The 15,824-nt window shown below is 54.3% G+C and carries 12 protein-coding genes and 1 other annotated feature; all 12 genes read right to left on the reverse strand.

Annotated features, from left to right (window positions below; translation table 11 throughout):
* Positions 1-41 precede the first annotated feature (41 nt).
* The 12 genes from mreD to hemL all read right to left on the reverse strand — a co-directional run bounded on the left by mreD (position 42) and on the right by hemL (position 15,791).
* Positions 42-572, reverse strand: a complete 531-nt coding sequence (gene mreD, locus IM700_RS16695; RefSeq protein WP_193418064.1) for a rod shape-determining protein MreD — start codon at positions 570-572, stop codon at positions 42-44.
* Positions 569-1,447, reverse strand: a complete 879-nt coding sequence (gene mreC, locus IM700_RS16700; RefSeq protein WP_193418066.1) for a rod shape-determining protein MreC — start codon at positions 1,445-1,447, stop codon at positions 569-571. Before mreC ends, mreD begins: the two co-directional genes overlap by 4 nt.
* Before the next feature lie 96 nt (positions 1,448-1,543).
* Entirely contained in the window at positions 1,544-2,578 is a 1,035-nt protein-coding gene (locus IM700_RS16705) for a rod shape-determining protein (protein WP_193418068.1), read from the reverse strand.
* A gap of 339 nt (positions 2,579-2,917) precedes the next feature.
* A complete protein-coding gene (gene radC, locus IM700_RS16710) occupies positions 2,918-3,607 on the reverse strand; it encodes a RadC family protein (protein ID WP_193418164.1) in 690 nt (229 codons plus the stop codon).
* A 127-nt stretch (positions 3,608-3,734) separates the two neighbouring features.
* Positions 3,735-4,340 carry a Maf family protein gene (locus IM700_RS16715; RefSeq protein ID WP_193418070.1) on the reverse strand — a complete coding sequence of 202 codons (606 nt, stop codon included), beginning with the start codon at positions 4,338-4,340 and terminating at the stop codon, positions 3,735-3,737.
* Between the two features lie 203 nt (positions 4,341-4,543).
* Positions 4,544-5,767: an SPOR domain-containing protein gene (locus IM700_RS16720; protein WP_336244908.1), complete on the reverse strand. Its 1,224-nt coding sequence runs from the start codon at positions 5,765-5,767 to the stop codon at positions 4,544-4,546.
* Positions 5,768-5,939: 172 nt separating this feature from the next.
* Positions 5,940-7,262, reverse strand: coding sequence for a UDP-N-acetylmuramate--L-alanine ligase (murC, locus tag IM700_RS16725; RefSeq protein ID WP_418888792.1), 1,323 nt, complete (start codon positions 7,260-7,262; stop codon positions 5,940-5,942).
* 59 nt (positions 7,263-7,321) lie between these two features.
* On the reverse strand, positions 7,322-8,701 hold the full coding sequence (locus tag IM700_RS16730; RefSeq protein WP_239483987.1) for a bifunctional folylpolyglutamate synthase/dihydrofolate synthase: 1,380 nt from the start codon (positions 8,699-8,701) through the stop codon (positions 7,322-7,324).
* 117 nt (positions 8,702-8,818) lie between these two features.
* Complete coding sequence (locus IM700_RS16735) at positions 8,819-11,494, reverse strand: valine--tRNA ligase (protein ID WP_193418076.1); 2,676 nt, start codon at positions 11,492-11,494, stop codon at positions 8,819-8,821.
* A gap of 116 nt (positions 11,495-11,610) precedes the next feature.
* Positions 11,611-11,869, reverse strand: a binding site (T-box leader).
* Between the two features lie 84 nt (positions 11,870-11,953).
* A complete protein-coding gene (locus IM700_RS16740; RefSeq protein ID WP_193418078.1) occupies positions 11,954-13,399 on the reverse strand; it encodes a LysM peptidoglycan-binding domain-containing protein in 1,446 nt (481 codons plus the stop codon).
* A 149-nt stretch (positions 13,400-13,548) separates the two neighbouring features.
* A complete protein-coding gene (locus tag IM700_RS16745; RefSeq protein WP_193418080.1) occupies positions 13,549-14,490 on the reverse strand; it encodes an RluA family pseudouridine synthase in 942 nt (313 codons plus the stop codon).
* Entirely contained in the window at positions 14,487-15,791 is a 1,305-nt protein-coding gene (gene hemL / locus IM700_RS16750; RefSeq protein WP_193418082.1) for a glutamate-1-semialdehyde 2,1-aminomutase, read from the reverse strand. Before hemL ends, IM700_RS16745 begins: the two co-directional genes overlap by 4 nt.
* Between the last annotated feature and the right edge of the window lie 33 nt (positions 15,792-15,824).

Here is a 15,824-nt window from a genome sequence, read left to right on the forward strand (position 1 = left end):
CGGGAAAGTTCCTGCTTACGGCAAGCAAAATAAGCGGGAAGTCAAGCGTTCTCCTCGGGAGATCGTCTGCGAGTGATGATTTCGAGTTGACGCCTTAGCGGGACGTATATCGCCAGCGCAAACACGAACTGCACGAATACATTCGGGATGATGTTGCTTTTTAGCGCCCACGTATAAGGCTGGTGGATCAGTTCGAATAACGAATACGTACCGAACAGGATCGAATCCAGAAGCAGGCTGCCGAGCAATACAATGATCATCATCAGTGGCAGGGGCGCCCGTTGGTTGCGGGACAAGAGCCCGAGCAGATAGCCGGACAGCCCCATGGCGAAGGAGTAGGTTCCGATCAATGCGCCATAAAAAACGATATCGTGCAGCATCCCAAATGCTAGACCAAGAATGAGTCCCGTATGCCGATTCTCATATACCGAGAAATAAAGAATGACCACGTAAACCAGATGAGGAGCTATCCTCGACTGCCAAGCCGATGGAACCAGCCAGGGAACCAGCGTCCCCTCCAGAATGAACAACAGGAACATCAGCAGGAAAAGAATCAATTTTCGCTTGTTCACTCGCCTTCACCTTCCGGTGTAAACACGATAAATAGTTCCTTCCAGTCCGTGAAGTTAGCCGCAGGTTCCACTGTGGCGGTATAGGTTAAGCCGTATTCACCAACCTGGATGTCCTTCACGGTACCCACGACCATCCCCCGAGGGAATACGCCGCCGATCCCCGAAGAGACGATCAAATCCCCTTCCTTCAATGGGGCGGCATCTTCAATCCGTGTCATCAGGAACATCCCCTGCTCGCGATCAAACGTTTCGATCATGCCGAAGACGTCGTTCTCCTTCCCTTGCGCCGTAACGGCAATGCCATTGGAATTCGGGTCCTTGGCATCCATCGCCGTAGCGAGCCGGACGGTGGACGTAAAGTTGCTGACATGGCTGATTACACCAACCAGACCTTTCTCGGAAGAGACGGCCATCCCCTCCTTGACGCCTTCCCGAGCCCCGAGGTTGACGACGATTGTGCGATTGACGGGGTCGTCGTTAACGCTAACTACTTGAGCGATCTTCCAGGTGTAATCGTAGATTCTTTTCTGAGCTTCCGTAAATTCAAGCTTATCCTTCAGCCGCTCATTCTCCTGCTCGATCCAGTTATAGGTCGCTTTGTCACGGGTATAATGCGCCAGTGCGATCTTGAGCTGTTCGTTCTCCTCCTGCAGCGCGCGGAGGTTCGAAATATCTTCAAACAAGCCCGCTACATAGCTAGCGGGCTTGTAAAACACGTATTGCACGAAGCCAACCGTGTCCTTCACGAATTTCTCGGGCCAGGACAAGTTAGTTCTTGGCCCTAGCGTAAATCCCATCACCGCAATAAACAAAATAAGTCCCATCAACAAAATAAATAATCTTTTGTTGCCAAGCAGCTTAAACAGTTTCCGCACCCTCCAACCATACATTTTTCTTGGAAAAACGGCATAGGCCGTCCAATTCAGGACGGCGCCGCATTCATATCAGGGGTGCCTTCTCCCGCGCGAACATTATCGTTTGGAACGAAGGGCTGAACTACTTTTTGATTTGAATAAATGAATATTATCCAAGGCGCGGCCCGTACCAATCGCCACGCAATCCAGCGGATTCTCCGCAACGATCACCGGCATGCCGGTTTCGCTGGCCAACAGTTTATCCAGGTTGCGCAGCAACGCGCCGCCACCGGTCAACACGATTCCACGGTCCATAATGTCGGCGGCCAATTCCGGCGGGCACTTCTCCAAAGTTACCTTCACCGCATCGACGATAGCGCCTACCGTATCGCTAAGCGCGTCGGAGATTTCGTCAGAGGTGATCGTGATCGTCTTCGGCAACCCCGACACGAGATCGCGTCCGCGAATTTCCATCGTTTCGACCTTCTCCAACGCAAGCGCGGAACCGATATCCATTTTGAGCTGCTCGGAGGTTCTCTCGCCGATCATCAGGTTATATTGGCGTTTGATGTACTGGATAATCGCCTCATCCATTTCGTCGCCCGCGACGCGGACGGATTTGCTGGTGACGATCCCGCCAAGAGAGATTACCGCGACCTCCGTCGTCCCGCCGCCGATATCCACGACCATGCTGCCGGTTGGTTCCCAAACCGGCAAATCCGCGCCAATCGCTGCAGCGAACGGTTCCTCGATCGTGTAGGCCTCGCGTGCGCCGGCTTGCTTCGTCGCATCTTCTACGGCCCGCTGCTCAACGGCCGTGATCCCCGACGGAACGCAAACCATTACGTTCGGGTGGCGTTGAAACAGCGAACGCTGCTTTTGCGCTTGGCTGATAAAATATTTAATCATCGTTGCCGTTGTATCGAAATCGGCGATCACGCCGTCCTTCATCGGACGGATCGCCCGAATGTTGCCAGGGGTTCTGCCGATCATCTTCTTGGCGGATTCGCCGACGGCCACGATGTTCTTCGTGTCGGTATGAATCGCTACCACGGAAGGTTCCCGGACGATGATGCCCTTGCCTCTCGTATATACCAGCGTATTTGCCGTCCCTAAGTCAATACCCAAATCTTTAGTAAAGCCACCTAACATGCTGCTTCTTCCTTTCCTTCTGTATCTAACCCATTATATTAGAGGTTGTTCAAAAAGTCATCTTCCGATCACGAAGCCCATCACAGAAGTGATTCACGACAGCGAATCTTGCATTCAGCCGGGTCTTCCGTTGCTCACGTAGATCCGCCTACGCTCCGCTACTCAGCCCCTAGCAACATCCAACCTTCTTGGTGCTCGAAACCTGACTTGTTGAACCTTCATTGAAACGGTTGTTCAAAAAGTCATCTTCCGATCACGAAGCCCATCACAGAAGTGATTCACGACAGCGAATCTTGCATTCAGCCGGGTCTTCCGCCCTCTCACGTAGATCCGCCTACGCTACATCAATCCCCGCTCCTTCAAACTGACGAACTTCCCATCCCCGATGACGATGTGATCAAGCACGTCGATGCCTACGATCTCTCCCGCTTCGCAAAGCCTTCGCGTCATCCGGATATCCTCCGGACTCGGGCTGGGATCGCCGCTGGGATGATTGTGGGCACATACGACGGAAGCGCTGCTGCATTTGATCGCGGCGCGGAACACCTCCCGCGGATGCACGATCGAAGCGTTCAGACTTCCGATGGAAAGCGTCTCCTGAGCTATGATATGATTTTTCGTATTCAAAAAAAGACAAACAAAATGCTCTTTCTGTAAATAGCGCATTTGCTCCATCAGCAATTCGGCCGCATCCTCCGGGCTGCGAATCGTACCTTGTTCCGGCAGCCGCGTTTTGGCTAATCGCTGTCCCATTTCGATCCCCGCCTTCAGCTGGATCGCTTTAGCCGGTCCGATGCCTTTCAGCTTGGTCATTTCGTCCAAACTGACATCCACCAGCCCGCGGAGTCCGCCTACGCCGGACAGCAGCCGCTGTGCCACATGAACCGCCGACTCCTGGCGTGTTCCCGTGCGCAGCAGGATGGCCAGCAGTTCAGCATGGCTGAGCGCACCTGCTCCATATTTGATCATTCGTTCCCTTGGCCGCTCCTCAGAAGGCAGATCACGCAGCATATAGGGAGCTTGTTCCATCGTTATCCCCCGCTTCCGAATGGTTTCGGGCGACTTCCGGCGATACCGGTAGGCCCGTCCTGAGTTCGGAAGGATATGCTTTATCACTTCCTGATGACCTGCCATCGCGGCAAGCCTTGCTACCTGCTTACAATACCCGAATATCAAAATCCTCCAGCATGTCGACGAGCAGCGATAAAGGTAAACCAACGACATTAAAATAACAGCCTTTGATGCCGGTCACGATCGTTGCGCCAAGTCCCTGGATGGCATACGCCCCGGCTTTATCCAATCCTTCCCAGCTTCGGGCATAAGCCTGGATTTGCGTTTCGGATAAGGCCTTCATCGTTACAGTCGTCGCTCGGTAGTCGACAAGGCGTGTGCCGGTCAAGGCGTCCACGCAAGCCACGCCGGTATACACCACATGGTCTCGTCCCTGCAGGCTACGCAGCATGTCCGCGGCCTCTTGCACGTCCCGCGGCTTGCCTAAGACGTCTCCGTCCCGGACCACGATCGTATCACTGCCGACGATGACTGCATTTCGGTCTCCCGCTGGGTCGAGCCCACGGTAGACGGCATCCGCTTTACGTCCTGCAAGCTCCTGCACGATTTGCTCCGGCGACAACGTCTCCTCATAAGATTCGTCCGTATGGCTGGGTACCACCTCAAATGGAATCGCCAGTGACGCGATTAATTCACGCCTACGGGGTGAAGTGGAAGCAAGTATGATTCGGCGTAAATACGCGGTATCCAATGCGGAACTCTCCTTTGAAAAGACGATTTGATGTCCTGATTGGTTACAAACCTAAGTTAGCAAAAAATGGGTGAACATTCGACAGTGAATGCTGTCATCCCCGCCATTTTTTGACACTAACCTATTATAAGATTATTTTGGCCCCAGGCGCAAACACAAAAAAGACAGGGGTAACTATTTCCAGCTCCCTGTCTTTTATTGCATTAGCGGCCTGTGTTTGTGACTCTGGCCTCAACTAGAGACTGCTCAGCCATAATGAAGCGCATCATCTCATTTTGTACTTCCCAGAGCAGCGTCTTTGCGCCGTTTTTTTGGTATTCTCCCATAGCCTCGACGGCCCCGTTGATCGCTTTCTCCATTTCACCGGCCAGGAGTGCTCCCCCTGCCGACCATTTGCCGCGGATGGCCGAGGCGCCTTCCGTCCAGGCTTGGTGCTTCGCTTCCAACTGCTCCAGCTCCGCATGTCGCTGCGGCTGTGGATCCGCTTCGGTCAGCAGCGCAGCAGACGTAGTGCTAAGAAGGCGAACCAGCTCTGCGCTTTGCGTCATAAAGCCTGCCAAAGCCTCGCGCTCTCCGGAAAATTCGACGTTGGCCGCCGCCGGGAACGAAATCTCGTGCAAGATAAGATTCACGCCAGCCGCCTTCAGTTGGCCGCTGAGCAACTTCGATTGCTCACGCTCCGTCGAAACCCCGGCGTACACCCGTTTCTCGTCGACGGTATCCCTCGCGGCAGCAATACCCGAGGCCTGCAGCTCCTCCTGCGCCAGTTGCACACCTTGCGCTGTGCTGAACACGCCGTATTGTAGAAAATAGTAGGTTTGTTCTGGCAAAGCAACGCTGATGAGCGGGATGTTCTCTTCCGGTGTCGTCGTCGCCCCTTCCATATCCCCCATCACCGGTAAACTCGCCGCCTCACCCCTATCAGTCTGCTGCGGCACCCCGATGCCCGGAAGCGGAAACTTCACATCCTGATTGAATAAGGATAATACAACAAACCCAAACAAAGCGCCCGTAACAATCGCCCCGGTCAAGGAGCCCGCGACCTTCCACCATGAAGTTCGATGGGGATGTGAATAGTGCGGAGGAGCCTCCTCCTGCCATTCGGTCTGCCAGGGATCCTTTCCGTAGATTTCCTCCCAATCATTGGCCGTGGAAGTAGTATAGTCCTCCGAATATTCCATTTCACGTCCGATCTGGTCGACCTCTCTCGTGTCTAGGCTCAGGTTGCGATCCCGTCCTCCCGGAAATACGGTCAACCCCATCCCCGTATGGTCCGTAAAAGGATCTCCCCATTCCTCCACCGTTTCGATCGCTCGATAACGAGGCACCGCATCCCGCTTCGGCATCTCTGCAATCTCCAGCGGCAGCTCCGGCCGGATTTCCCGGCCTTCCCCATCAAACCGGAATGTCATTTTGGCTTTGTTCACGGTCTGCACGCTCCTTGTCCATTCTTCTAACCTATCCATATGAGCGTGGACCGTCCGATATGCCAAGCCTGCAGGCGAGCAAGCAAAGATCACCTCAGCAACCCAAAAAACGGCCTCCCCGGGCAGACAAGACCCGTCGAAGACCGTTTTTACGAGAAATTTGATATACGCTTTAGCTAGACAAACCTTTCGCCAGCTCGTATCCCACTTTATAAATATCGCCCGCGCCCATCGTTAGCACAAGGTCGCCAGGCTTCAGCCGATTTTGCAGATCTTCAAGCACATCCTGCTTCGTCGGCAAATATCGAGCGCCGGCATTGCTGTTCTCCTTGATTAGTTCGACCAGCTTGGAGGAATTCACTCCTTCGATCGCTTTTTCCCCAGCCGGCGAGTAAATGTCGGTGATGATCACTTCATCCGCTTCTCCAAACGCTCTGCTGAATGCATCCAACAGGAAGAAGGTCCGCGTATAGCGCTGCGGCTGGAACACGGCGATGATCCGTTTGCCGGTCGCTTTGGCCGCTGCGATCGTTGCTTGGATCTCCGTCGGATGGTGAGCGTAGTCATCGATGATCAGGATGCCATTTTGTTCTCCAAGTACCTGGAAGCGGCGTTTTGCACCATGGAAGTGACGCAAGGCCACTGCGATTTCGTTAAAAGGAATGCCTGCTTCCAAGCAGACGATTACGGTCGCCATTGCATTGTAAACATTGTGTCGGCCAGGCACGGACAACTCCACCATACCGAGCTCCCGGTCGCCTTGATTCATTTTGAAGGTGACGCAGCGGTCCCCAAGATCGATCTCGTGAGCCGTATAGTCGCAGCCCGATTCGATGCCGTACGTAATGACTTTGCTCTGAACCTGAGGCAGCAATTCCCGGACGTTCCGGTCGTCGCCGCAAACCACCGCTTTTCCATCCGGCTTGATCTGGTTCAAGAACTGCACGTAGGCTTCCTTCAGCTTGCCGAAATCCCCGCCGTAGTTCTCTAGGTGATCCGCCTCGATGTTGGTCACCACGCCAAGCGAAGGGTGGTACTGCAAGAAGGAGCCGTCGCTTTCGTCAGCCTCCGCAACCACGCATTTTCCTTGCCCGGCTTTCGCATTGGTGCCCATGTCCATAATTTCCCCACCGATAATGTAGGTCGGGTCTGTCCCGCAATGCTCCATCACGAGTGCGATCATCGATGAGGTCGTCGTTTTCCCATGGGCCCCGGCTACGGCGACACCGGTCCGTTCATTTAACAGCCGGGCCAGCATCTGGGAACGGTGCAGTACCGGGATTCCTTGCTCCTGAGCCTCCAGCCGCTCCACGTTATCTTTCGGCAGCGCCGTCGAGTAAACGACCAGATCCGCCCCGTGCACGTGTTCGGCGGTATGGCCGATGTATATCTTCGCTCCCTTCGCAGCGAGCTTCTCCGTCAATTCTTGGGAGGCAACGTCCGATCCCGTGACGGTATAACCCATTTCCAGCATCACGCGTGCGATGGCACTCATGCCATAGCCGCCAATGCCGATAAAATGTACATGTTGTTCGGTCGTATTCAACAAAATGGTCACCAGCCTTTTTCAGAATCGGTTTGATGCAAAAGGGCCGCCCGCACGTCCGAGATCAGGTACAACGTACCGGTTACCACCCCAAGATCTTCCCGTTCCGTCCGTGACTCCAAAAGCGAAAGGGCTTTTCTCCAGTCACTTTCTACGATGATTTCCAAATCCGCTTTCGCTTCCGTCCCCTGTAGTTCGGCCACGAGTTCGTATAACGCTTCGGCGTCCATTTTCCGGCGAAAGTCGGGCTCGGTCAGAATAAGCGTATCCACTATTGGTAATATATGCTTCAAGTAGCCTTGATGATGCTTATTGGCTAGCATCCCCATCATCAAATGCAGTTTTCGGTACGGGAAGGCTTCCGGCAGGCTTTGTGCCAGCGAAGCGGCGCCTTCCGGATTATGCGCTCCGTCCAGCACCAAACGCGGTGCTTCCCGAACCACCTCCAGCCGTCCTGCCCAAAAGGTGGTACGGAAACCGTCCTGCATCTGCTCATCCTCAAGCAGAAAAGCCATGTATTGTCGCAGCACTTCCAATACCATCATGACGCCGGCGGCGTTCTTGCATTGATGCTCCCCAAGCATGCGAATCGTAAAATCCATATCTCGGAAGGGACCTTTGAAATGCAAATGCTGCTCCTTGGCATCAACACTAAGCCGCTCATAACGGAACTGTTCGCCCATCAGATAAAGGGTGGCGTGCTTGGACGCGGCCGTATTTTTCAGTACAGTGATCGCCTCGGGTTGCTCGACGCAGCTGACTACGGGCACGCCTGCCTTGATAATGCCAGCCTTCTCAGCGGCAATTTGTTCAATCGTGTCCCCAAGAACGTCCATGTGATCATAACCGATATTCGTAATCAGAGAGACGATCGGAGTCACGATATTAGTAACATCCATCCTTCCCCCAAGCCCCGTCTCCCATACTACTACATCGGGATAACACATCTCCGCAAAATACAAAATGGCGATCGCCGTGCTCACTTCAAACATCGTCGGAGAGCCCAGGTCGGTGCCGGCGATTTCTTCTACCAACGGAACAACGCGGTTTGCCATCTCCAGCAGTGCCGATTCGGGAATGTCCACCTCGTCATACTGGAAGCGGTTGGTGAACTTCGTGATGTAAGGGGACGTATACGTCCCCACATGATATCCACTTTCCCGCAATGTTCGAGTTAAAAAAGCGCAGGAAGAGCCTTTTCCGTTTGTCCCCGCCACATGAATGAACTTCAGCCTCCGCTCAGGATGCCCCAAGCGTTCCATCATAAGCTCGATTCGTTCCAAGCCGGGCCGGATGCCAAACGGCAATAGCCCGTTGATCCAATCGACCGCTTCGGTATAGCTATTCAGCGGCAGCGGTCGTATTCCTTCCTCTGTACGATCCCCCATGTCAGTCACCTTCATCAATTAGTGGTAGTTCAAAAAGTCATCTTCGGAGCACGAAGCAGTACCAACGAAGCGGTAGTTCAAAAAATATCACCTTCGGAGTACGAAGCTCAAGTTCACTTAACCCTTCAACTCCGCGATCCGGGCCAGCACTTTGTCGCGTTTCTCGGAATAATCGGCCATTTTGGCGCGTTCTTCCTCGATTACTTTCGCCGGCGCTTTGGCCACGAAGCCCTCGTTAGCCAGCTTCTTCTCGACGCGCTCCACTTCCTTGTTCAGGTTGTCGAGCTCTTTCGTTAGCCGTTCGATTTCTTGACTGATGTCGATCAGGCCCGACAGCGGCAGGAACAGCTCGGCCCCGGTCACAACGGCGGTCATCGCCTTATCAGGCACGGTCGCGTTTAGCGCTGCTTCATACTCGGACGTATTGCAGAACCGGCGGACGTAATGCTCGTTGCGGGTCAGCACTTCCAACACGTCGGTGCTGCTTGGCTTAATCACCAGCTCGATTTTTTTGCTCATCGGCACGTTCACTTCGGCACGGATATTTCGTACCGAACGAATCACGTCGATCAACAGATTCATTTCCTGAACGGCGTCCGGCGCTTCTAACGAAGCGTCGTACTCCGGCCAAGCCGCAAGCATGATCGTTTCGCCATCATGCGGCAAATGCTGCCATATTTCCTCGGAAATAAACGGCATAAACGGATGGATCATGCGCAGCGTACGGTCAAGCACGAAGGCGAGTACCGATTGGGTTTTCTGCTTAGCCGCAGCATCTTCCCCGTACAGCGACAACTTGGCGAATTCGATATACCAGTCGCACAGATCGTCCCAAATGAAGTTGTACAGCAGCCGACCGGTTTCCCCGAATTCGTAAGCATCGATCAAGCGGGTAATTTCCTTGGCCGTCTCGTTCATCCGGTGCAAAATCCAGCGGTCGGACGTAGACAGATCACCGCTAATATCAATATCGGCATACTTCACGCCTTCCAGGTTCATCAAAGCGAAACGTGAAGCGTTCCAAATTTTGTTGGCGAAATTGCGAGCTTGCTCAACCCGTTCCCAGCGGAAGCGCAAATCCTGCCCCGGCGTATTGCTGGTAGACAGCATATAGCGCATCGCGTCCGTGCCGTATTTCTCGATGACCTCGAGCGGGTCAACGCCATTCCCCAGCGACTTGGACATTTTGCGTCCTTCGCTGTCGCGGACAAGGCCGTGCATCAGCACGTCTTTAAACGGCATTTCGCCGGTAAACTCCAGGGACTGGAAGATCATCCGGGCTACCCAGAAATAAATGATATCGTATCCCGTCACGAGCACGTCCGTCGGGAAGTACCGTTTGAATTCCTCGTTATTCTCATCCGGCCAACCCAGCGTAGAGAACGGCCAGAGGGCCGAGCTGAACCAGGTGTCGAGCACGTCTTCATCCTGTTTCAGATCATCACGCCCCAGCTTGGCGCGCGCTTCTTCCTCGCTGCGGGCAACAACCATCTCTCCGGTTGCCTCACAATACCAGGCCGGAATGCGATGGCCCCACCAGAGTTGGCGGGAAATACACCAATCACGTACGTTTTCGATCCAGTGCAAGTAGGTCTTCTCAAAACGGTCCGGCACGAAATTAACGCCTTTCCCGGATTGTTGCGCTTCGATCGCCGCTTCAGCGAGTGGCTTCATTTTGACGAACCACTGGGTGGACAAATACGGTTCAACAACCGCACCGGTCCGCTCGCTATGGCCGACCTGATGCAGGTGATCCTCGATTTTGATCAGAACGCCCATCTCCTGCAAATCCTTGACGATTTGCTTACGGCAATCGCTGCGGTCCAACCCTTGATATTTACCGGCTTCACCGTTCATCGTGCCGGTTTCATCCATGACGTTGATCTGCGGCAAATTATGGCGCAAACCTACTTCAAAGTCGTTCGGGTCATGCGCTGGAGTGATTTTCACAGCGCCGCTGCCGAATTCCTTCTCGACATATTCGTCAGCGATAATCGGTATTTCACGGTTAACGATCGGCAGACGTAACGTTTTGCCGACCAAATGACGGTACCGTTCATCCTCCGGATGAACAGCGACGGCGGTATCGCCCAGCATCGTTTCGGGACGCGTCGTCGCCACCGTGATATGGCCGCTCCCGTCGCTCAGCGGGTACTGAAGATGGTAGAGATGCCCATTGACTTCTTTGTATTCAACCTCGATATCGGAGAGGGCCGTGCGTGCTGCCGGATCCCAGTTGATAATATATTTCCCGCGGTAAATCAAGCCCTTCTCGTAGAGCTTAACGAAAACCTCGCGAACCGCTTGAGAAAGTCCCTCGTCCAACGTAAAACGCTCACGCGAGTAATCGAGGGAGAAGCCCATTTTAGCCCATTGCTCATGAATGGTGGCAGCATATTGGTCCTTCCACTCCCACACCTTCTCCAGGAACTTCTCACGGCCCAAGTCATACCGCGTTACGCCTTGCTCGCGTAGCTTCTGCTCCACCTTCGTTTGGGTCGCAATCCCCGCATGGTCAGAGCCAGGCAGCCACAACGCATCGTAACCTTGCATCCGCTTCGTGCGCGTCATAATGTCCTGCAATGTAAAATCGAGCGCATGCCCGATATGCAGCATCCCCGTTACGTTTGGCGGCGGGATCACGATCGTATACGGCTTGGCATCCGGCCGTTGTCCCGCTTTAAAGAACCCGCTCTCCAGCCAATAATGGTACCACTTTTGTTCCGCCGCTTTCGGATCGTACGTCGTCGGCATTTCTGCCGACAAGGCTTGTTGATCTTGATTTTCTGTCATCCTATTCAACCTCCGTTACAAATAAGCATAGCCTTGGCGATCCCAAGATAGTCGTCTGTTGTCGGCTTTGCGCCTTTATTCTTGATGTCTAAGAAAAACAAAAAAAGCCTTTCGTCTCAAAGGACGAAAGGCTTTACTTTCGCGGTACCACCTTTGTTTCGCACATCGGCATCCGGCCCTTCCGGAATCCGGCCCATGACATGCGACACTCATGCAGATAACGGCTGCTACCGGTCCGTTCTAACCATCGTAAAACGGCTCAAACGAACAACTCCCGGGCGACTTCGGCGAGCTACATGTCCTGCGGAAACTCTCAGCCGTGGGTTCCGCTCTCTGAAGGGTATGCTGCCTACTCTTCCCGTTCCAAGTCTTTGACATAGATCTTATTGATTGAATCTATATTATCATAACTTGGAAAGGAACGGGAGTCAATCATCCGCCTTTTTTCGCTGTCTAGTCTTAAGGAATGTACAAGATTTGCCCCTCATTGACCTGGTGCTCAGCGAGTCGGTTATACAACTGCAACTCCCGCGAGCTCAAGTGGTAGCGCTGAGCGATATCGTCTAGCGTTTCCTCGCGCTGCACGATGACCAGCCGTACTTTGCGGAAAGGAGTTTGATCTTCGTTGCTGATAAACAGGTTCTTCCACCGCAGTTCTTCGCCTTCTCCCTGTTCACTGCCGGCAATCGGAAGATCCGAAGCGTCCTCCAGTGCTTCCCGAGCTACCCTCGAGGATGAAGAGATCAACTTCGTTAACCCAAAACCTTCTCTTCCGCTCTCGTCAGCACTCTTTTTGGACCCAAGCGCGATCTTCATTTCTTTCTTCTCTTCCGGCTGATAATCCGCCTCGACCGCCGCTTCAGACTCATCGGCAACCTCACTTACCGCCTCGTTTGGGGTTGCAGGGACTTCCTCGCCTGTTTCGTACGCAACCCCAGAATCCGCAGCTTCCGCTTCTACGGACTCACTGGCACGTTCGGTCGCCTGGAAATCGTCCGTCGGGCGAACCTCATCCTTAAACCATATGTTGGCGTCCGATTCCTCCGCGTGATCCGCAAAGGCCTCCGCAGCGGAGCCAAAGTTCGCAACGGATTCCTTGTCCGCCCAAGGGTCGGACTCCTGAAATGCCGAAACGTCCTCGGTCCAGGAAAGAACCTCCTGCGGCTCGTCCGCACTTCGTTTTTGTGCATTCAGCACATCATCTGGAAACGCCTGCCACGAAGCAAATTGAGGTACATGCGGAACCTGTGAGTCTTGTTGCTCCAACTCGAACTCCAGTTCCGGTTCCGTTTCCGGCTCTTGCTCTTTGTCCGCATCCTCTCTTGCTAACGAATTCCAGGAGAACACCGGATCTTGACGCACCTCATCCGCTAGCAATGGCGCTGGGCTTAGTGCATCCCGTTCCGATTCCGGCTCCGTTTCGAGAGCCTCCAACTCTGCCGTGCCCGTATCCAAATCTGATACCAATTCCTCGCCTCGGATGGCGGGTACAACATGAGCCGTGGTAAATTCTCGATCCTTCCAGGCATCTTGTTCGGATAACAAGGAGGAGGTTTCAACTCCTTGAAGCGACAATACGCCCGTAATGTTCAAACTCCGCGAACTGAGTAGGTCAACATCGAAATTTTCAATTTCGACCGTGATATCCTCTAACCGGTTGACCCGACTTAGCGGTATCGTAATTTCTACGGGAATATAATGCGCAAGCTCCCGTGTCTCCCCTTCTCCCCGGTACAACCCCGACAACAGCAAATGGCCGCGCAGCGCGGCATACTCTTCCCCGGGAATCACCTGGATTTTCGGATAGAGCTCGATCTCCTCCAACTCTTCAATGCCGATCACATCTTCAGAAAGATGTATGCGCTCGTAAATATCAAACCTGAGACCATAGGATTGATCAGCCAACACGTTACCTCCCTTCAGCATATCCAAACGTGATTTAAAATCGATGAATCATGATCCAAATCATCCTCGTTTAATCTATATGCTTCAAAAAGGAGTGCATGCCAGCTTTTTGCCCACGCGCTAGACAAAGCCTTGCTGTTCAAGGGCGCTCATAAGCTAAAGCGATCTCGCAGACGGTTCATCGCCGGGGGCCATGGATCCTCAAGCTCCACGGCTTCTCCGGAGAGGGGATGCGGGAACGAAAGTCGCTCCCCATGCAGCGCCTGATGAGACAGCCACTTCGTATTGCCGCCATACAGCGCGTCACCTACGAGCGGATGTCCGGCTGCACTCAGATGGACGCGAATTTGATGCGTCCGCCCCGTCTCCAAAGTGAGCCGTACCAGACTTGCGTCGTGTTTCGGATAAACTTCCAGCCTCTCCAAGTGGGTTACAGCCGCTTTGCCGCCAGGAGAAACCCGGCGCCGCTGGTTATGATGCCGGTCCCGGCCGATCGGCTGGTCGATGACTTTGAGCTCAGGGCTGACGATCCCCTGTACGAACGCAATATAGGTACGGTCGATAGCCTTGCGACTCATCGCTTCGTCCAACTTCAAATGGGCATATTCATTTTTGGCAAATAACACGGGTCCTGACGTATCTTCATCAAGCCGGTGAATATGCGCAGCGGCGATCGGCTCGCCAAGGGAGGCATACCATCCGGCCACGCGGTTGGCAAGCGTGTCTGGCGAAGCCAGCGGGTGGCCGGAAGCCCCCCCGGAAGTTTCGCCGCCGTCCGGATGGACCTTAAGCCCTGCCGGCTTGTGCACGACAAGGCAAAAATCGTCCTCATATAAAAGTGGAAGCTCCGCCTCAAACGGAGCATACTGCGAAGTCCTAGGCGGAAATGCCAGCAACCGCAAACGATCTCCGGCAAGCTTGATACCGTCTTCGGCCCGCAGCTTGCGCAGTAGCTTGGGAGGAGCCTGCAGCTCCTCCTCCAGCCAGGCCTTTGCTGCATCCAGTCGATCCAGCCCTTCACGTGCGGGCAGCTTACCGGGCATCAACTCCAACCACTCGCCGCGCCGCGTCCACGATAATTTACGGCTCACAGCTTTTTCAGCGCCAACCGGTGCGCTTCGATCGTAAGTTCGATGTCTTCATCGGTATGTACGCCCGAGACGAACATGCCTTCGAACTGCGAAGGTGCCACGTTGATACCTTGCTCAAGAAGTGCCGCAAAATAGCGGCGGAACAAGTCCAGATCGCTCGTTTTTGCCGTATCGTAGTTAATGACCTTCTCTTCGGTAAAGAACGGGCAAACCATCGAGCCGACGCGATTAATCGTGCATGGAATCCCCCGTTCCTTCGCGTTGCGCGTAAAGCCTTCTTCCAGCTTCGCCGACAGGCGTTCCAGACGGTCGTACACGTCCGGAGTGAGCAGCGACAACGTCGTATAACCGGCAACCATCGCCAGCGGGTTCCCGCTCAGCGTCCCGGCTTGATAAATCGGCCCGCTTGGCGCGATTTTCTCCATGATTTCCCGTTTCCCGCCATAGGCTCCAACAGGCAATCCGCCGCCGATCACTTTGCCAAGACAGGTCAAATCCGGCGTAATCCCAAAGCGTCCTTGCGCACAGTTCAGATGCACGCGGAAGCCCGTCATCACTTCGTCGAAAATCAATAAGCTGCCGTATTGCTCCGTGATCCGGCGCAGGCCTTCAAGGAAGCCCGGCAACGGCGGCACAACGCCCATGTTCCCGGCCACCGGCTCGACGATCACGCCGGCGATTTCTTCGCCGAAACGCTCGAACGCCAGCTCTACAGAGGCCAGGTCGTTATATGGTACCGCAATCGTATTGGCGGCGACGCCCTCCGGCACGCCGGGGCTGTCCGGCAACCCCAACGTAGCAACGCCGGAGCCCGCTTTAATCAGTAGGCTGTCGGCATGGCCGTGGTAAGAACCTTCGAACTTCATGATTTTACTGCGACCGGTATACCCCCGCGCCAGACGAATCGCGCTCATCGTCGCTTCCGTCCCCGAATTGACCATACGCACGACATCAATCGAGGGTACGCGCTCCGCGACCAGTTGGGCCATTTGCGTTTCTAGTAGCGTCGGCGCTCCAAAGCTTGTCCCTTTGGCGGCCGTCTCCTGCAGCGCTCGGACCACCTCCGGATGAGCATGACCCATAATCAACGGGCCCCAGGAACCCACATAATCGATAAAGCTGTTGCCGTCGATGTCGTAGATCCGGGAACCGCTCCCATGTTCGATATACATTGGCGTCAAGCCAACGGATTTAAACGCCCGTACCGGGCTGTTGACGCCGCCGGGCAAAACCTTCTTCGCTTCTTCGAAAGCCAACCGCGATCGTTCGTCGCCCCGTCGGCCTATCGTGTCTTTGCTCATCGATACCCCTCCTTAACTCTTCAAAACCCGTCT

It is taken from the genome of Paenibacillus rhizolycopersici, assembly GCF_014947195.2.
Classification (GTDB): Bacteria; Bacillota; Bacilli; order Paenibacillales; family Paenibacillaceae; genus Fontibacillus; species Fontibacillus rhizolycopersici.

What these genes read in the sequence shown, in the direction of transcription:
- IM700_RS16705 (WP_193418068.1), bottom strand. Translation starts at nt 2,578, where the DNA reads ATGTTAGGTGGCTTTACTAAAGATTTGGGTATTGACTTAGGGACGGCA.
- radC (WP_193418164.1), bottom strand. Translation starts at nt 3,607, where the DNA reads ATGGAACAAGCTCCCTATATGCTGCGTGATCTGCCTTCTGAGGAGCGG.
- murC (WP_418888792.1), bottom strand. Translation starts at nt 7,262, where the DNA reads ATGAGTGCCATCGCACGCGTGATGCTGGAAATGGGTTATACCGTCACG.
- IM700_RS16730 (WP_239483987.1), bottom strand. Translation starts at nt 8,701, where the DNA reads ATGGGGGATCGTACAGAGGAAGGAATACGACCGCTGCCGCTGAATAGC.
- IM700_RS16735 (WP_193418076.1), bottom strand. Translation starts at nt 11,494, where the DNA reads ATGACAGAAAATCAAGATCAACAAGCCTTGTCGGCAGAAATGCCGACG.
- hemL (WP_193418082.1), bottom strand. Translation starts at nt 15,791, where the DNA reads ATGAGCAAAGACACGATAGGCCGACGGGGCGACGAACGATCGCGGTTG.